The organism is Providencia sp. PROV252 (assembly GCF_033676005.1).
Taxonomy (GTDB): Bacteria; Pseudomonadota; Gammaproteobacteria; order Enterobacterales; family Enterobacteriaceae; genus Providencia; species Providencia vermicola.
Window position 1 is genome coordinate 1,427,180 of sequence record NZ_CP096294.1, and the last position, 21,008, is coordinate 1,448,187.

General features: G+C 37.5%; 8 protein-coding genes. All 8 read left to right on the top strand.

Annotation, left to right across the window (positions count from 1 at the left end):
* The first annotated feature begins 210 nt into the window (after positions 1 to 210).
* The 8 genes from cmoM to M1F05_RS06490 all read left to right on the top strand — a co-directional run bounded on the left by cmoM (position 211) and on the right by M1F05_RS06490 (position 20,840).
* Positions 211 to 999 carry a tRNA uridine 5-oxyacetic acid(34) methyltransferase CmoM gene (gene cmoM, locus M1F05_RS06455; protein ID WP_206086649.1) on the top strand — a complete coding sequence of 263 codons (789 nt, stop codon included), beginning with the start codon at positions 211 to 213 and terminating at the stop codon, positions 997 to 999.
* On the top strand, positions 996 to 2,321 hold the full coding sequence (gene mukF, locus M1F05_RS06460; RefSeq protein ID WP_206086650.1) for a chromosome partition protein MukF: 1,326 nt from the start codon (positions 996 to 998) through the stop codon (positions 2,319 to 2,321). The genes cmoM and mukF overlap by 4 nt, the downstream gene beginning before the upstream one ends.
* Complete coding sequence (gene mukE, locus M1F05_RS06465; protein WP_206086651.1) at positions 2,302 to 3,027, top strand: chromosome partition protein MukE; 726 nt, start codon at positions 2,302 to 2,304, stop codon at positions 3,025 to 3,027. Before mukF ends, mukE begins: the two co-directional genes overlap by 20 nt.
* On the top strand, positions 3,027 to 7,469 hold the full coding sequence (gene mukB, locus M1F05_RS06470; protein ID WP_318825997.1) for a chromosome partition protein MukB: 4,443 nt from the start codon (positions 3,027 to 3,029) through the stop codon (positions 7,467 to 7,469). Before mukE ends, mukB begins: the two co-directional genes overlap by 1 nt.
* 550 nt (positions 7,470 to 8,019) lie before the next feature.
* Positions 8,020 to 16,992 carry a C80 family cysteine peptidase gene (locus M1F05_RS06475; RefSeq protein ID WP_318825998.1) on the top strand — a complete coding sequence of 2,991 codons (8,973 nt, stop codon included), beginning with the start codon at positions 8,020 to 8,022 and terminating at the stop codon, positions 16,990 to 16,992.
* Positions 16,993 to 17,478: 486 nt separating this feature from the next.
* The gene (ldtD, locus tag M1F05_RS06480) at positions 17,479 to 19,263 is read left to right on the top strand and encodes a L,D-transpeptidase (RefSeq protein ID WP_206086654.1); all 1,785 of its coding nucleotides are present in this window, start codon (positions 17,479 to 17,481) and stop codon (positions 19,261 to 19,263) included.
* Positions 19,264 to 19,616: 353 nt separating this feature from the next.
* The gene (locus tag M1F05_RS06485) at positions 19,617 to 20,165 is read left to right on the top strand and encodes a YcbK family protein (RefSeq protein ID WP_206086655.1); all 549 of its coding nucleotides are present in this window, start codon (positions 19,617 to 19,619) and stop codon (positions 20,163 to 20,165) included.
* A 39-nt stretch (positions 20,166 to 20,204) separates the two neighbouring features.
* Positions 20,205 to 20,840 (top strand): MBL fold metallo-hydrolase, encoded by a 636-nt coding sequence (locus M1F05_RS06490; protein ID WP_206086656.1) that lies wholly within the window; start codon positions 20,205 to 20,207, stop codon positions 20,838 to 20,840.
* Positions 20,841 to 21,008: the final 168 nt, after the last annotated feature.

Sequence of the window (21,008 nt, forward strand, 5' to 3'; positions counted from 1 at the left end):
CTATGCAAAAATATAGCTATTATCTGTTATAATTTACGTTTCAATTGTCGCCAACATCTTGTGTGATAAGCACAATACTCAGTGATAATATTCATGATTAGATAAATTTTCATCAAAATATGGATGAAATTGGCTAATTTTGAATGTTTTTGCGACAAATTGACCCATAAATATGCTGTAAATGACGAATGATAGGCAACTGGATAGCACATGGCAGACCGCAACTTTGATGATATTGTCGATAAATTTGCAAAAAATATCTACGGAACGACCAAAGGCAAAATACGTGAAGCGGTGGTTTGGCAAGACTTAACTCAACTATTAGAGACCCAGTTTAAGGGAAAAACGCTACGGATCCTTGATGCAGGTGGCGGAGAAGGCCATTTTTCGCGCAAATTAGCGGCATTAGGTCATCAAATTATACTTTGCGATTTATCCGAAGAGATGCTGGAACGTGCTCGTGAGTTAGCCAAAGAAGAGGGAATTATTGGTAACATGCAGTTTGTCCATTGTGCAGTACAAGATATTGCACAATATGTTGATGAACCAGTTGACCTTGTTCTTTTTCACGCGGTTCTTGAATGGATTAGCGATCAAAAATATGCAATTGAACAGCTGGCAGATATAATCAGACCAGAAGGCGTATTTTCTGTCATGTTCTATAATGCAAATGGCTTGGTTATGCGTAATGCAATTTTAGGTAATTTTCATCTTGCAACACCGCATATCCAACGTCGGCGTAAACGTTCGTTGTCACCGCAAAAACCGCTATTTCCTCAGCAAGTTGATGAGTGGTTAGCAGAGTGTAAGATGGATATCTTAGGGAAAAGCGGTGTCCGGGTTTTCCATGATTATTTGCAAAGTCGGCAGTTACAGCAAAAAGATTTTCCTGCGTTGTTGGCGCTTGAACAACAATATTGCCGTGAGGAACCGTATATCAGCATGGGGCGCTACATTCATGTCATGGCACGCAAACAAATACAAAAGGACGATTTATGAGTGATTTTTCCCAGACCGTCCCTGAGCTCGTGTCTTGGGCACGAAAAAATGATTTTGCAATTTCACTTCCCGCTGAACGTTTAGCATTTTTACTTGCCGTTGCTGTACTGAATAGTGAGCGGGTGAATGGTGAGATGAGCGAAGTGGAATTGGTCGATGCCTTCCGTGAGGTTTGCAAAGGGTTTGAACAAACGACAGAGTCACTGGCGGTACGCGCAAATAATGCCATCAATGATATGGTACGCCAGAAAATATTTAACCGCTTTGCAAGTGATATTGTCGAAGGCAATGCAATTTATCGTTTGACACCATTAGGCATTGGTATTAGTGATTACTATATTCGCCAACGTGAATTTTCAACGTTACGGCTTTCGATGCAGCTTTCTATCGTTGCAGGGGAATTGCAACGTGCGGCAGAAGCTGCCGAAGAGGGCGGTGATGAGTTTTATTGGCATCGTTATGTTTTTGCTCCGCTAAAATATTCTGTAGCTGAAATCTTTGATAGCATTGATTTATCCCAGCGAATAATGGATGAGCAACAAAATTCCGTAAAAGAAGATATTGCAGCACTGCTAAACCAAGACTGGCAAGCGGCGATTGCCAACTGCGAACAATTATTGTCAGAAACCTCAGGAACTCTGAGAGAATTGCAAGATACGTTAGAGGCCGCAGGGGATAAACTACAAGCTAACTTGCTACGTATTCAAGAAGCGAACATGAATGCGCCTATATTTTCAGATATGGTTGATAGGTTAGTTTTTGATTTGCAAAATAAATTAGACCGTATTGTGAGCTGGGGGCAACAATCCATTGATCTTTGGATTGGCTATGATCGTCATGTTCATAAATTTATCCGTACTGCGATTGATATGGATAAAAATCGCATATTTTCTCAGCGGTTACGTCAATCCGTTCAACATTATCTCGACAGCCCTTGGGCACTCACTTACACCAATGCTGACCGATTATTCGACATGCGAGACGAAGAACTTGCCTTGCATGATGAAGAAGTCACAGGTGAGTTACCATCAGAACTGGAATTTGAAGAATTTAGCGAATTAAATGATAGGCTTGCAGAACTAATGGAAGCAGAACTCGCGTTCTATAAAACAGAGCAGCGTCCATTAGATGTTGGTCGTGTATTACATGATTACTTGCAGCAGTATCCGCAAAAACGTCATTTTGATGTGGCGCGAATTATTATTGATCAAGCTGTAAGATTAGGTATCGCAGAGGCTGATTTGGCGGGATTACCGGCAGAATGGCAAGCTATTAATGATCACGGAGCCAAGGTACAGGCACATGTCATCGACAAATATTGAACAATTTATGCCAGTTAAGCTGGCTCAAGCATTAGCTAACCCTATTTTTCCAGAGCTAGACAGCCAATTGCGTTCAGGTCGTCACATTAGCATTGATGACCTTGATAACCACGCATTTTTGATGGATTTTCAGGAAGCGTTAGAGCAATTTTACGCACGTTATAACGTTGAGTTAATCCGTGCGCCAGAAGGTTTTTTCTATCTGCGTCCTCGCTCAACCACATTAATCCCACGCTCCGTATTGTCTGAGTTGGATATGATGGTTGGGAAAATCCTTTGTTACCTCTATTTGAGTCCAGAGCGCTTAAGTAACCAAGGTATTTTTACCTCACAAGAGTTATTTGAGGAGCTGCTATCGCTGGCAGATGAAAGCAAATTATTGAAATTTGTTAATCAGCGCTCGACAGGGTCTGACCTTGATAAACAAAAATTGCAGGAAAAACTAAGAACCTCACTAAACCGTTTACGCCGTTTAGGCATGGTGCATTTTTTGCAAAATGATTCGAGTAAATTCATTATTAGCGAATCGGTTTTCCGTTTTGGTGCTGATGTGCGCAGTGGTGATAATCCGCAAGATGCCCAATTACGTATGATCCGTGATGGTGAAGCTATTTCCCACGATGGTGAATTATCACTCAAAGACAGTGATGACGACGAAGTCGAAGATAGCCAAGACCCAGCAGAAAGTGATGAGGATGAAGAATAATGATTGAACGCGGAAAATTTCGCTCACTGACGCTGGTGAACTGGAACGGTTTTTTTGCTCGTACTTTTGACCTTGATGAGTTGGTGACTACACTCTCAGGGGGGAATGGTGCAGGTAAATCGACGACCATGGCGGCGTTTATTACCGCCATGATCCCTGATTTAACCTTGCTGCATTTTCGTAATACCACAGAGGCGGGTGCGACATCGGGTTCCCGTGATAAAGGCTTACACGGTAAATTACGTCCGGGTGTCTGTTATGCCATCTTGGATGTGCTGAACTCAAAACACCAGCGTGTCATGGTCGGGGTGCGCTTACAACAAGTCGCTGGGCGTGATAAAAAAGTCGATATTAAGCCATTTATGGTGCAAGGTGTGCCACTTGCCACTGTACCGACCGAAATTTTAACGGATGTGATTGATGGGCGTCAGGCCAAGGTTATTCCATTAAATGAGTTAAAAGAAAGACTTGAAGAGCAAGATGGCATTTTATTCAAGCAATTCAACTCGATAACTGATTACCACTCGATTCTGTTTGAATTAGGCGTATTGCCTAAACGCCTGCGTTCAGCAGGGGATCGTAGTAAATACTACCGTCTTATTGAAGCCTCGCTGTATGGCGGGATTTCAAGTGCAATCACGCGTTCATTACGTGACTATTTATTACCAGAAAACAGCGGAGTCCGTAAAGCGTTCCAAGACATGGAGGCTGCACTACGGGAAAACCGTTTAACCCTTGAAGCTATCCGCGTTACTCAATCAGACCGTGATTTATTCAAACATCTGATTAGCCAAGCCACAGACTATGTTTCTGCGGATTACATGCGCCACTCAAATGAACGACGCATTCACCTTGATGCGGCATTGGCAGCACGTAATGAACTCTACGCTAGCCGTAAACAACTCCGTGTTGAACAAGTTCGCAGTGTTGAAATGGCGCGTGAATTAAATGAGCAAAATGGCTCGTCAACAGAGTTAGAGGCGGACTACCAAGCAGCAAGTGATCACTTAAACTTAGTGCAAGCAGCCCTTCGCCAGCAAGAGAAAATCGACCGTTATCAAGCTGATATCGAAGAACTGACATATCGCCTTGAAGAACAAAGTGAAGTTGTTGCACAAGCGACAGAATCACAAGAGGAATTTGAAGCACGTGCTGAAGCGGCGGAAGTTGAGGTTGATGAATTAAAAAATCAGCTCGCCGATTACCAGCAAGCGCTTGATGTACAGCAAACGCGCGCCATTCAATATCAACAAGCACTGCATGCGCTGAATCGTGCACGTGAGCTGTGTCAATTACCTGAATTAACCATCGATAATGCAGATGAATGGTTAGACACGTTTGAGGCCCGGGAACGGCAAGCAACCGAAGCCTTATTGGCACTTGAACAAAAAATGAGTGTAGCAGATGCTGCACACAGCCAATTTGAGCAAGCCTATCAACTCGTTAAGAACATGGTGGGTGAGGTGAGTCGCAGTGATGCTTATCAACAAGCGCGTGCATTATTGCGTGATTGGTCATCCCAGCAACATTTAGCTGAGCGTGTTCAACCTTTACGTATGCAACTCTCTGAATTACAACAGCGTTTAAGTAGCCAGCAAAATGCAGAAAGGTTACTCGCTGAGTTTTGTAAACGCCAAGGACAGAGCTATGAGCCCGATGAGCTCGATGCCTTAATGGCAGAGCTTGAAGCTCAGCAAGAAGAATTAAGTGTTGGTGTAAATGAAAGTGGTGAACGACGCATGCAAATGCGCCAAGAGCTTGAACAAATTCGTCAGCGTATTGCTCAGCTTTCAGCGAAGGCTCCTGCGTGGATTGTTGCTCAAGAAGCGTTAACGCAACTGAACGAACAATCGAGCGAGGCATTCGATTCAAGTACCGCTGTTACTGAGTTTATGCAGCAATTGCTCGAACAAGAGCGCGAAATTACTGTTGAACGTGATGAAGTTGCAGCCCAGCGCCGCGATCTTGAAAAACAAATTGAGCGTTTAAGCCAGCCAAGTGGGGCAGAAGACAGCCGTATGTTAGCGCTGGCAGAGCGTTTCAATGGTGTTTTACTGTCTGAAATCTATGATGATATTACCATTGAAGATGCCGCTTATTTCTCAGCGCTATACGGCCCAGCTCGCCACGGTATCGTGGTACAAGACCTTGATGTGGTTCGTAGCCAGCTGGATTCACTACAAGATTGCCCAGATGATGTGTATTTCATTGAGGGAGACCCATCTTCTTTCGATGATAGCGTTTTTGATGCTCAAGAGTTTGAAAATGCCGTTTTAGTACGTTCATCTGAGCGCCAATGGCGTTATTCGCGCTACCCTGAATTGCCACTGTTTGGCCGTGCAGCGCGTGAAAGTCATTTAGAGTCGCTCACAGCAGAACGTGATGAACTCGCAGAGCGTTATGCGACACTCTCTTTTGATGTGCAAAAAATTCAGCGTGCACACCAAGCATTTAGTCGCTTCATTGGCCAACATATTTCCGTGGCGTTTGAAAGTGATCCTGAAGCTGAAATTCGGACATTAAATCAAAAGCGTACTGAACTTGAACGTGCGTTAAGCCAATATGAAGAACAAACTTCGCAGCAACGCCAGCAGTTTACTCAAGGTAAAGAAAGCTTAGCTTCTTTGAATCGCCTCTTACCTCAAATGGGGTTACTGCTCGATGAAACCTTGGCGGATAGAGCGGAAGAAATTAGCGAAGAGCTGATTGAAGCAGAAGAAGCGGCGCATTTCCTGAATAAACATGGACATGCGTTAGAAAAATTAGAGCCGATTGTGACAGTATTGCTCAGCGATCCTGAGCAGCACGACCAATTGCGTAAAGATTATGATACTGCAAAACACACACAGCAAAATGCGAAACAGCAAGCCTTTGCTGTGGTTGAAGTTGTCCAGCGCCGTGCTCACTTTAGTTACAGTGACTCGACAGGTATGGTCAATGAAAATGCCGACTTAAACGAAAAATTACGCCAACGTTTAGAACAAGCGGAAACAGAACGTACACGTGCTCGTGAGCAATTACGTCAGCACCAAGCTCAATCTGCTCAATATCACCAAGTTTTTGCTTCATTACGTAGCTCTTTTGAAACGAAGCAAGAAATGCTGAAAGAGCTAGAAGCTGAAATGCAGGAAATCGGTGTTAAAGCCGACCCAGATGCGCAAGAACGGGCTCGGATTCGTCGTGATGAATTACATCAACGAGTAATGGAAAATCGTAGTCGTATTAATCAGTTAGAAAAGCAGCTAACACTATGTGAAGCTGAAATGGATAACTTACAAAAACGTCTACGCAAACTCGAAAAAGATTATTACCAGCTGCGTGAGCAAGTCGTTTCGGCGAAAGCGGGTTGGTGTGCAGTAATGCGTTTGGTGAAAGATAACGGTGTTGAACGCCGCTTACACCGTCGTGAACTTGCATATACCGATGGTGACAGCCTGCGTTCAATGTCGGATAAGGCGCTAGGGGCCCTACGTCTAGCTGTGTCAGATAACGAGCATTTGCGTGATGTTTTACGTCTATCGGAAGACCCAAAACACCCAGAGCGTAAAATTCAGTTCTTTATTGCCGTTTATCAGCACCTACGTGAGCGTATTCGCCAAGATATCATTCGCACTGATGACCCGATTGATGCGATTGAACAAATGGAAATTGAGCTTGCACGTTTAACGGAAGAATTAACAGCACGTGAGCAAAAACTGGCCATTAGTTCGAAAAGTGTGGCGAATATTATCCGTAAAACAATTCAACGTGAGCAAAACCGCATCCGTATGCTTAACCAAGGGTTACAGGCTGTGGCATTTGGTCAGGTTAAAGGGGTACGTCTAAACGTCAATATTCGCGAAAGCCATGCACTGTTATTGAGCGTGCTATCGGAAGAAAGTGAGATGCACCAAGACTTATTTACTAGCCAACGTTTAACGTTCTCTGAAGCTATGGCAAAACTGTATCAGCGTCTGAACCCACAAGTGGATGTTGGGCAGCGTTTACCACAAACTATCGGGGAAGAGCTGTTAGATTATCGTAACTATTTAGAGTTAGATGTAGAGGTTAATCGTGGCTCAGATGGTTGGTTAAAAGCAGAAAGTGGTGCGTTATCAACAGGTGAAGCTATCGGAACAGGGATGTCAATTCTTGTGATGGTAGTACAAAGTTGGGAAGAAGAGTCACGCCGTTTACGAGCTAAAGATATTATTCCTTGCCGTTTATTATTCTTAGATGAGGCTGCACGCTTAGATGCTAAGTCAATAGCAACGCTATTTGAGCTGTGTGATAGGCTAGAGATGCAATTGATTATTGCAGCGCCGGAGAATATTAGTCCAGAAAAAGGGACAACCTATAAATTGGTTCGTAAAGTGATTGGTAATAATGAGCACGTACATGTTGTTGGTCTAAAAGGGTTTGGGCAAGAGACTCCTAATACAGTAACACCAGCATTACAGTAATTAGTTATCTAAATAAAATGAAGGCCGATATTTATTTTTAAATATCGGCCTTATTACATTTGATGAAAGCTATTTTTGATTATTTACAACTCCTTTTCCCTGTTGAATTAAATCACAAGTACCAAGTTATCTAATTTTTTTAATAATATACCAAAGTGCTAAATTTATTGGCAATTATTTAGATAGTTTCGAAATAGTATGAATAAAATCAATAAATCCTGGAGTTTGATATCTGGACATAAACCTATATCTAATTTAAGTCATAAATACAAGGTGAATCCTACCATATAAAATTAATTATTATTAATTTTATACATAAACTCAATTGAATCTATTGCCGATATAGTTGACTAAAAAATACTTCAATAAGTAGTGTTTATTTCAAACTGGTAATGTATTTATATTTAATATAAATATTGAACTCTATCCTATAATATTGTTTTTAATGTTAAATGGTTTAACTAATATGATTATTAATTGTAATATTGTTTCGCTAATTGTTTTATTTCAGCATTTTTGTTCATTTTAAATTATATGGGGATTTTTAATAATGGGTAATATTGTAGATGGTGTTGATTTCTCACAAACTCAATTTATTGAATATTTTACAAGTGATGAAAATAGGGGCATCTATTCGACTGTATTTAATGAATATGGTTTGGATTTTTCTAAATTGCCTGGATATTGTTATGGTTTTTCAAGTTCATTTTTGACATATGCTGCAAAAGATAATGGTGAAAAATTCTTGCGAATGTTGAATCATTTAAATTATGTGCTAACTAATAATGAACGCAAATCAGTACACTTGAATAAAATAAAACAAGATGCACTAAAAATACATGCGAAAGAGATATTAGATTATTACATGCTAGATGTCATAACGACCCAAAATTTTAATGAAAAAGGTATGTTATATAGCGATTATGTCGAAAATTTATTAGATGTTGACCTTGTTATAAAAAAAAGAAACTTTATTGAATATGTAGAAGAAGTTTTTGAATATAATCATCTTTTAGCATTGAATAAAAATATAGAAAATAGTGATTATTATGATTACTTAAACAATGAAATTAAAATGAAAACTAAAAAATATTGGGAGGCGTTACATGCAGGAACATCATTTTTTGAAACAAATGATGGAAAGGCAGTTTTATCAGATCCACTATTCATAAAGTTAAAAAATAAATTTAACTCTAAACTAAAATTAATTGATGAAAATTTTAACCATTCAGATATAACCTTTTTTGTGGATGTAATAATCACAGATGTTCAAAGAGATCTTTATTTAGAGTTGGAAAGTTATAATAGAAAAAGAGGAATTGCAAACTCAAGGGAAAATATAAGCAATTATGGGAATCAAGGTTTATATGAAATTAAGTTAAGTGAATTAAGTTCTAGTTTGATGGAGCATACTCGTAATAGTAAAGAGCCCTTTTTATGCCATTTTTCATCAGAGCAACACTCAATGGCGATCAGTGTTAATTATGATTATGAAAATAAAAATTGGAAATATAGATTCTTTGATCCTAATGCGGGAATTTATATGGCCGATGAACATCAAGTATTTGTTGATTTTATAGAGCACTTTATCACTATGAATAAAGACAATTATAATTTTAGTTCATTTGAGAATGGTGAACATAAAGTTTATATTTCTATAGTTGGAAATTCTGCAACTCAAAGTGATAGAGGAAAATTTAAAGGAATAGAAGCTAAAAGACTAAGGGACCTAGAAATAAAATTATTAATAGAAAGAAAAGAAATAATTGAAGATAATGAATTAAGTATAAAGCTAATTTATACAGGCTATAATGAACAAAAAAATATAATAGAAGCTCAAGTTACAGTTAATGGTAAGATAATTACTATTTTTTCAGATGTTATGGAATTTACTGATTTGTTCGATAAGTTGAAATCTAGCAAAGATTTATTAAAGACAATAGAGGGGGATATATTCATTTCTAAAAATGAATATAAAGTATATCGTGTTAACCACAGATTTAATATTAATGAAGATAAAAAAATTGAACAGTATATTGATAATAACAAGGTGATAGCTAAATTAGATACAGATTTCTTTGACACACATATTAATCATATGAAAGAGGATCGATTGCTTACCTTAGCTGGAGAACAATCAGCGAGTACCGAAAAAATTGACTCCTGGCTTGACCCATATGAAATATACCAAGCAGAGCGTGCTAAAGATGCTGATCCTGACAGGGCAAGAAAGCCCACTGAGTATAGTTATAATGTCATTGTTCAAATTGAAGGGGATGAGGTATCAAGTAAAGCGACTGCGCATGCTTTCTCTAAACACCCAGATAACTCAATGATTATTCAATATGACATAAAGTCTCGTCAATATAAAATAATTCATGGTGAAATTAACCGACTTAATTCAGATAGGGTCAGATGGATAACTGTTGGTCACGGTGGTTATATCGGTGGCGGTAAGCCAACTTTATATGGAAAGAATACACCTGAACAATTTGCGGAAGGAATGAGTTATTTACGTAAAAAAATATTAAATAGTCAAAGTCCAGATAAATTAGTGTTAATTGGTTGCAATTTAGGCCGAGGAGGAGTTAGTGAAAACTTTGCATTTGGTGTCACTGGAGCCCTCGCTGAAAAAGGCATGAAGATGCCTATTATTGCCTATAATCGAAAAGTAAGTGTTATTTATATGGGTAATAAGTTGATCGTGCCTGATGACACGGTATTAGACTCAATAACCACTAAACACTTCAAACAAACCTATCAATTTGACCCGAAAATATTGGAAATTAACATTAATAATAAACTAGGAGCCGTCTATTTTATTGATGAGCTACGTCGCGGTGAAATAGATTTTAAACAGTTAATAGACAATGAAAATCATTTTATGTTTGAGGGGGTAGGTATGATTCCTGGGATAGATTCATTTGCTAGTTTTAGGGACGGTGACTCATATAATATAGACTTTAATTTGCTAAGAAAAGTAGCTTACAATCCAGAAGGTTATAAACAATTTATCGATGAGGTGGCAAAACATAAAGGGGAGCTGCCTGATGACTTTCATGCCTATTTTTCTAATAAATTGCGTAAGCTAGATACACCAATATGGGAAATGGTTGATGCGGACTATATAAAAAATAACCCTTTAAGAAATCGGGGGCAGGATGGTTCATTCATTACTGTCGTAATACGCTTGACAGGAGAATCTAAAGGGCTAGATATGGCGCAGAGGTTAGCAAGGTCAGAACCTGATAACGTCATGATTATTCAGGCAGACCCTAACCTAGAACAATGGGATATGAAGCAATGGAATTTAGAATATGGTTCGGTTTCTAATTTACAGAGCAAAGAAAAACCCGTTAGATGGGTTTTGATTGGTGACTCTGATATGGTTATCAAAACAAATAAAAAATTACACTCTTTATTAGCAAATATACGAGACGAATACCCGTTTATTAATCCTAAGCAAATTTTATTCCAAGGGATTGATACAACAATGGTTACTACGGCTGGAGATCACAAGCAGTTTACTAATGACTTATCAACGAAGCTTAAAGAGTTTGGTTTTGACTCGCAAGTAATCTCAAAATTAACATTCCAACCGGTATCTAAACCGATATCTCAGCCAGTAGCCACAAACCATATGCAGCCAGCGCTTACAGCCAATAATAATCATGAATATTTGAGCACATTACTTGAGAATATAGCACTTGAAAATACTGTAATCAAAGATATAAATATCACAGATCATCCTTATTTAGCTAATTACTTTACGGATTCTAATGGTCAGCTTGATATTAAAAAATTAAAAATTGCAATTTATGATCCTTTAGTTAGTCCTAAAGTAAACGAATATTTAAATCAAGCAAAAAACGAAGATTTAACGCAGTGGAATAGTCTATTTAAATCGAAGACATTAGGTTCACTACAAGAGCAAGCAGGTAATATTAATAGAATATTAGTCTCTATTCAAAATGACCTATCGTACATTAATAAATTAAGCGAAGATTCTATTGAACAATTGAGGGTGTTATTCCCTGCTATTAATGGATTCGATAAAGGAAAAGTGCTCGCGTTATCGACTGACCGCAATGCCTTCATGTTACTAAGCCTTGATTTAAAAAATTTTAGTCAACTGAATCCTTATAATTTTGACTCAGAAGACGCTCCTTTAAAAGGGCTGTTATTGGACAAAGCCTTATCATTATATCAAGAAAATAATAGGCAGAGGCAGCAGCAATTTAATCAGTTAATAAATAATACGAAAAATAACTCCAATGGAAGTGAAGTTAATTTAATTAACCATGGAATGATTAGACAACATGGCTATTCAGAAAATCTAGACAAAAAGTTAGGGCTTACCTATGGTTTGGAATCATTATTAGGCGATATTGATTCAGCTCGAATTTTGATGAAAAGAAAAGCATTTTTAGAGCAGCAGCAAAACGAAGGCTTATTAAGCAATAGTGAAGAGGTGTTACTAAAGAAACTAGAACAGTATTCAAGCCATATTGATAGAGGATTGAGCGATACGGGTATTTTGGTGGAAGACCTACATCTGTCCAATATTTTAACGGCAGAGCTATCTGATGTAGAGCTGCGTAAGGGCGCAATATATTTATTAAAAGGAGAGTCGGCCACCTATACAGTAACATATAAACTTCAAGATGGTATTTATCAATATAGCTTATTTGATCCGAGCGGTATTCAAATTCAAGTTAAACAACAAAATAAAAGGCAAGCCAAGAGTGATTTTAGAAAAGTATTAACGAGCTATTTAAATGAGGAAATTTCTATTGAAAATGGGAAATGGGTATCACGGGCAAAGCATGCTGGCTTTATAGTTGACAGTAATGGTGAGCCAAGAGGAACGATCGTATTTATTGACCCTCTCTCTACTGATCTTAAAGAACGTATGAGCCTCTATAGTCAGCAACGAAACGATATTATTAATCATACAGATTTTAATGAACCTAAAAATAGTTGGATTAATATTAAAGGTGAAGACATATCGCTAGCTAAATTGCAGAATTTAGGGACTACAATTGATGGAAAAGCGATAACAGTTGAAGAGACTAGAAGTGAAGGTTGGTCAAATAAAATTCGTTTTAATGCGCAAAGCCTTGCAGCTGAATTAACTTTATTGAGCGGTAGCGACTCAGATCTCGCCTTTCTAAAAGCACTGAGTCTGCAATTAAATGATACCGATATAGCAGATATTGTAGAGTATGATGCAGACTTTCGCGATACTGCAATATTAAAAAAACAATTAAAATATCTAGCAAAATTTAAAGACGCTAATGGAATAAAGTTTACGCCAAAACATATCGAAAAATTAAGAGGATATGGCGTGAAATTACCTCCTTTTCAAAAATTCGGTAATCGACTTGGTCAGGTTATGGGCGGGGTAGGTATTGGGCAGACTTTAGTGAGCATTTATAGCATTATTGATAGGCTAAATAACCCTGATATTACAGAAGATGAATATGATGAGCTAAAAAAACAGTTATACATCACATGCGGTTCGGCATTAGCCAATTATGGTGACATGATTGTTCAACCAGTTCTATTGAAAATGGCTGGAAACAGTTCTTCGCTGGTAAGATCTCGTTTGGCGATGGGAGTACTTATTGTATTTAATTTAGTTGGGATGGGATTTGATGCATACCAAGCCTACGATAACTTATCGAAATTAGAAAGTGTCTCTGATCCAAAACAGCGAGAAGACTTAATCGTTAATGCCTCGCTTTCCATTGCTAGTTTTATTGTCAATGGCATTGTTATTATTAGTATTTTAGCAGCTTCTTCAACAATCCCCGTAGCTGGTTTAGTTATAGGTGCAATTTTAATGATTGGCGGATGGATCTATAATGGGATAAGGGCAGTTGAAAATATTAAAGAACAAATAGATATTAGTTGGGATCGTGAATTAGAAGAGGGGATCAGAGGCGCATTTGGTTTACCCCCGACGATTCGAACTCAACAAGAAATAATGAATAAAAACTATATAGCCTTATTCATGCATAATGAGTGGCTAGAGTCTTTAAATACATTTGAACAGCTTTTTGAGGATTTAGGTTTTAGTCATCACTTAAAAGTAATGGAAAAACCTATTACTGAGAATGAAGAAAGATTTTATTTAGTTGATGAAGATGATAACTATTTTGGAGGGCCTCTTGGTGATGTTCATCTTGGACACGGATTTTCAGAAATAAAATACCTTAAGCGGGGAGCTCCTACTTATAGTTGGAGAGAAGCGGATATATTACAAAGGAATTATCATTTACAGCTAAATGGCCATATTCGGGCGAAAAGACCTGATGAAGACGCATCCCGTAAATATGTCAAGCAATTGAGTAAAGTGAAAGGCCTAAAACAAGTTGGCTCAGAACCGACAAGTGAGTGTTACTTTTTTAATGTGGACTACAAGAACCCATTATTAGATAGATATAATGCTAAGCATGGAATTGAACAGCACTATTATCAAATTCCTTTTAAGCAGCAATTTAAACTATCAGCTCAAAAGCAAATTAATCTATATATTACAAAAGGGGGATACAGCCATTTTAAAGAAAGCATAACGCAGGTTTCTGATGATGCGCCTAATGGTATGACTATTGAGGGGGGAAATATTGATGAGATTACTTTGAGTTTAAATAATATTTTTTCAAAAGGTATTAGTATTGATACTGCTACTGGCGATGATGTCGTTATTGGTAAGAAAAATAAAATGAACGCATTTCAAATCTCTACAGGAGAAAAATATCTTGTAGGAGGAAATAAGACAGATTATTTTTATTTGAATGATAGTGACATTAACTCATTGAAATCGGGAGGAAATGAACCGACTAAATATTTAGATGGTCTTTTAGGTCAAGACACTTTAATGATGAGTGAGCCGATTTTTGGTTATAGCGTCCATGTTAATTTAAATGAGTGTCGTGTGAGTTATCAAAATGATAAAACAGGGGATGCTATTAATGTTGCAAACATTGAAAATATTGAAAATATTATTTTATTCAATAAGTCTAATGATGAAGTCCATGGTGATGAACAACAAAATATTATTGATGTAGGAGCTGGAAAAGATAAAGCATATGGGTATGGCGGTAATGACCGATTGATACTTGTGGAAGGTGAGGCTCATGGGGGGGATGGTGATGACAGTTATTATATTCGACGTTTTGATTGGACAGAACATGCCCCATATTTTTATCGGACACGTACAAAGTACAATCGAAAGAATAAAAATTTTGTAGATGTTCCCTATATAAACCCTGAGTACTTTAAGATAAATGAACATAAAAAAGTGTTCGTGTCTATAAATGAAGATAGCCAGTCAGTTAGCTCTATAGATATCGAATATACCTTAGATGAAATATCTGCTGTTTATATAGAAAATAATCATTTGTATATCAAGTTATCATTAGAGCCTGAAAATAAATTAGGCCATACATTTACTAATGTAAAAAGTGAAGTCACTATCGAATTAAGAAATGCTTATTCTACAACGGCAGATGGTAGAAAGTTACAACATAGTTATAATATAACCACTCGTGATGGGTTTACGTTTAATAGTGAATTAAAAACATTTTCAAATGAAGAGGATAAATCTATAAAAAAAGATTTGTTCAGTATTACTTATCTTCAAGATAATGATCAATTATCCCATTCCATAAATGATAATGTTTATATTAATGAACAATCAAAAGAGATAACCATTCGTGGTGTTACCAAGCCATTATCCCCTTCTTGGGGGCATTTCAACGCTGCTGGAAAAGCGAAAAATTTTCAATATCAAGGAACTGATGAAAATAATCAAGTACAAGGGATTAGTGAAGGTGCTTTTATTACAGTTAGCTTAGGTCAGGATGTCTACCAAATAATTCCAACACTTTACAAAAATGGGGAAGTTATTTTTGATTTTTCTGAGGTAAAAGACCGTTATAGCAAAGAAGATAAAATCGTTTTGTTATTACCTACCGAAAATGCTTATTCATTTACTTTAGATGGAAAAATATTGAGAGTCAAAGATAAGTTAAATGAAGAGAAATTTAGCATAAGATTTGAGAATTTTGATGAAAGTATGAGTGATTCAGTCATTATACAAGATAAGTACAGTAATATATTCAAGCTAAAATTACAGCAAGAAGGCGGTACGATAGATAATATTGAGCAGGTAACCAAGCGCATTAATGATAATTATATTGTTACTTTACCTGCAGGTTACCTTTCTAATAAACCTGTCATCGCTGGTGAGGATGGTGATGATATTATTACTGACAGAAGTATGATGGGGCGTGTTATTTTAGGCGGGCGAGGTGATGATACGATAAAGGTTTTTGGTGGAAATAATGTTCTTTTAGGCGGTGAAGGGGAAAATAGCCTTAGCGGAGGAGAGGGGCATGACTTTCTACTTTCTAGTCAGGGAAATGACATTCTAATGGGAGGGAAAGGAAACGATCATTATTTAATTGATGGTAGTTATGAGGGGATGGTTTTCATTGATGATACCGAAGGATATAACCATATCCACCTTGTTAATTTTAGTGGTGAAACACAAGAGGAAGCAGATGAGAATGGCAATGTGTATCGTAGATATCGCTCTGATTTTGATAAATATGTTATCGTGAAATTCAAATCTGAAGAAAGGAATACACCTCAAATTCATATCTATCCACAGTTGACACCAAAACTACAAAAGTTGATGGAATATAATTCAGAATCATTAATAGGTGAATTAACCAAAGAGCTATCGAACACAAATAAAACTGGGCAATTATCTACTTGGAACCCTGTTGAAAAGTTACATGGTATATTGGAAGGTATTCAAAAACCAATATCACTGACACCTAGAAGTGAATATTTACTCCTTGATTCTACGAATTCTAAGGGAAATTGGCTAGTAAATACCTTGGAAGGTGATGATACTGTTAATGATAAAAGCGGTGATGGTCGTATTATTATGGGTGATGGCGGATTTAAGCGGTTTTCAGCCGATGGCGGAAATAATGTGCTGTATGGTGGTAAAGGTGAAAGCTCATTGGTTGCTGGTAGCGGTGATGATGTCCTGATTTCACTATCTGGCGATGATGTGTTAAATGGGATGGAAGGGGACGACCTTTATGTTGTAAATGGATATGGAGAGGGACATGTGGCTATTTATGCTACGCAAGGAGAAAATAAAGTCATTTTAGTAGGTTTTGATGGTGGCAAGCTAATTGAAGATAAACGGTCGAATGGCATTGTAGCATCAACATTGACCTCAAATACTGGGCGAGTCGTAACTATCTATTATCGTAACCATGAATACTCAGATAGCGATAGTGTATCCGTAGAGTTTTATAAAGATAATAAAGATCTATGGAAAAATCATAGCGAATTAGTTGTCGATAGATTACTTCAAGTATTGGCGAGCAGTCGGGAAAAATATGAGAATAACCTAGATATGGCTTTGCCTGTACATGAACAAAGTAACTGGGCTCCTACCACTTATGTTGAGTCCTACTTAGCGAAAACATTTTAAGGTAGTGAAGGTAAAATAACCCTATAACTTTTATAAAAACGCTCAAGTCAATAGATTGAAATGAGCGTTTTTTTATTATGGTATCAGTCAATTTAAGTCCCATCATATGGGATTATGATTTAATAACTTGAGTGTACACCACTTGGTAAAATTATTGTTTAATTAATTTGAATAAAACAAGGTTTTTCAAACATATTTCCTCCTAATAAAAACCATTTTTTTTATATGGGAATTAGCTATTAAAGAAAGCTCTCAGTAAAGCTTTTAATTAAAATAAAATTCATCTATGTTTAAAGCGTAAAGTAGTCGGTTAGCCTGTTAAAAATGAAAATAATTCTTTTTATCATTTAATGATGACCTATCGATGTCTATCTGAAAAACAGAAAATTAGTCTATTCCTATAACATTACGGTTAAAATTAAATACAATAAAGCTGCAACTATAATAAAAACTATTTTTATCCATGTAGTAACTTAAGGTGGATGTATGGCAAAGAGAAGAGTGAAAGCTCTGCAAGTTTCAGTAATATGTGGGTTAATGGCATTCCAGTTTCCTGCATTTTCCAGTGATGAAAATACGCAGCAAAGTGTAACCGAAGCTTCACAGCCACAAGTTGTTGAAGTAAAAGAGACTTTAACGGTTACACCAACAGAGAGTATGGCAAAAATAGTGGCTTCACTTCCAGCTGATGTGAAACCCGTTTTTGCAGCGCAACTCGCTAAATTATATGCCGATAAGCAAATGAAACTTTTATGGCAAGATGAAACAGCGATTAGTCAATTTCAACAGCAAATAGCGGAACTTTCACTTTCTGGGGTTCAACCTCAGTTTGCGCAATGGCTATCCTTATTGGAAAATAACCAGCTTAGTGAGTTTGGTCGTGATGTGATTCTATCAGATGCGATGCTTGGTTATCTTCAATATCTCTCTTCTATTGAATCCAGTGGGCAATATTGGTTATATACGAATCGACCTTACAAAATCATTGCGCCTACAGCTGCACAAATAAAACCTTGGTTAGATGCTGTTGATTCTCAACGTCTAACTGAGTGGGTTAAAGCTCAAGCACCTAACCATCCAATGTATCAGCCGATGCGCAAAGAAATGCTTAAATTGCTGGCACAACCTGAAGATGAGTTAGAAATAACGAGTACGAAGACACTCAAACCAGGGCAATCCAGTGATGATGTGCTTGTATTACGTAAAATTTTACAGCGTGAAGGTTTGTTAGCCGATAGCATGACAGAAGATGTGGTTGAAACTGAAGCGCCTGAAACGTTAGCGCAAGTTGCAGAGCAAGCAACTGAACAGCCGACGGAAGTTGCTGTTACAGAGTCTGCAAAACCAACGAGAACAGCTTCGAAAGTTTATGATCAAGAACTGGTCAATGCCGTTAAAAAATTTCAATTACAGTATGGTTTAGAAGCCGATGGTGTGATTGGTAAAGGCACGCGGGTTTGGCTGAATATGAAGCCTGCGCAAAAAGCAGGATTGATGGCGTTGAATATTCAACGTTTGCGTATTATTCCTGCAAGTAGTGGCACTGGGATTTTGGTGAATATTCCAGGCTATTCGTTAGATTTCTATTTAAATGATGAAGTTATCCTAGATTCTAAAGTGATTGTGGGCCGTGCGGATCGCAAAACGCCAATTATGAGTAGCGCATTAAATAATGTGGTAATCAACCCGCCTTGGAGTGTGCCAACCAGTATGGCGCGTAAAGATATTGCACCAAAAGGAAAACAAGATCCAAGTTATTTTAGCCGTAAAGGGTATACTGTTTATTCAGGTTGGGGGGCAGATTCCTATGAAATTAACCCTTACTCAATCGATTGGGATAACATCACTCCAGCAAATTTCCCATACCGTATTAGACAAGCGCCAGGTCCAACCAATTCATTAGGGCGCTATAAATTCAATATGCCAAGTTCCGATGCCATTTACTTGCATGATACGCCAAACCATAGCTTATTTAACCGTAATGCGCGTGCGATAAGTTCAGGTTGTGTACGTGTCAATAAAGCGAGTGAGCTAGCCAGCATTTTACTTGGTGATGCAGGGTGGGAACAAAAACGTATTGATGGCGCATTGAAAGAAGGGTCAACACGTTACGTCAATATACCAGACAGAATTCCTGTGTATCTTTATTACCAAACAGCTTGGGTTGATAAAGACCAACAACCGCAATACCGTGCTGATATTTATCAATATGATAATGGTATTGATAATGTAGATACCTATCTGCCATTATTGAAAAAAGTCATGCTGTAATAATTAGATAATTAACGAAAAAATAGAGGTGGAAACGCCTCTTTTTTCACTAATTCTGTTTAATTCCGAATAATTCCATTGTTGATGTACAATTTATGATTATCATTAAGCTAAATTATTGATGTCGTGCTGTTCAGGAATCTATTACAACAGATTTAACGTAATAATACGGTTAAGACGCAGAATTTAGTGATATGACTCTATTTTTGACGAATATAGCAATAAATTTGACTTAAATTATGCATATCTTTACATAATTATACATTAAAACTGAGTGTGATTTGCTAGACTCAATAGGTTGTCTGAAATTCATCGAATATTTATTTAAATTATTAGAGTCTGAGTTATCACCTATGGATATTATTGATCAAACCCGCAGAAAATGGCTGGGAATTGGTGCTGCAACAGTGGGCCTCAGTTTATTACCAAGTCATGTATTTGCCGCAATGACGACGCCTCGTCCTCGTATTTTGCGTTTTCAAAACATTAATACAGGCGAGTTTTTGAAAACAGAATTTTTTGATGGTCGTCGTTACAATAAATCTGAACTTGCTCGTTTAAATCATTTTTTCCGTGATTATCGTTGTGACAAAGTCAAAACGATCGATCCAAAACTGTTTGATCAAATTTATTTACTGCAAATGATGATGGGAACGAATAAACCCGTTCAATTGATCTCTGGCTACCGTTCTTTAGAAACGAATAATAAATTACGCAGTAAAAGTTCAGGGGTCGCCAAAAAAAGCTATCATACACGTGGACAAGCGATGGATTTTCACATTGAAGGTTTACAATTAAGTAATATTCGTAAAGCGGCACTGAAGATGGGTGCGGGTGGTGTTGGTTACTACCCACGAAGCAATTTCATTCATATCGATACAGGACCTGCAAGAACGTGGTAATCTGTGCATAGGTGACACAGATTACGGAGTAATTGTTCGATGAAATATACTATTATCCCAGTAACGCCATTTATGCAAAACTGTCAGGTTATTTGGGATGAAAATACGTTAGACGCAGTTGTGGTTGATCCTGGTGGTGAAGCAGAAAAATTGATTTCTGCTATCGAAAGTCGTGGATTAACCCTTACTAAAATTTTGCTTACCCACGGCCATTCTGATCATATTGGTGCTTCAGCCATACTCTCCAAACATTTTTCAGTGCCTATTTATGGGCCTCAGAAAGAAGATGCTTTCTGGATTGAAAACCTTGCAGAACAAAATGCGATGTTTTATATCGGAGAATGTCCAGATTTCACCCCTGATTATTGGTTAGAAGAGGGGAATAAAGTCACGTGTGGCGGTATTACTTTTGATGTGTTGCATTGCCCAGGGCATACACCAGGTCATATCATTTTCGTCAATCACGACGATAAATTAATTTCAATGGGTGATGTGTTATTTAAAGGCGGTGTAGGGCGTAGTGATTTCCCTCGTGGAAATCATCAGGACTTAATCGCATCGATTAAAAACAAAGTGTTGCCATTAGGTGATGACTATCAGTTCATTCCAGGTCACGGGCCTATGTCAAATTTAGGCTTTGAACGCAAAACCAATCCTTTTTTACAAGATGAATAGTTTACTGAAATTGATTACTCAGCGTGCCATTCAATAACCCCTTATCAGGGGTTTTTTTATACGTAGTGGGTGTAATCTAAAATAATTTAAAACTATGTCCTAATTATATTTCTTGAAACTATCTATATCTTGAAAATTTGATATTTTAAATTGATTTTAATCTAATTT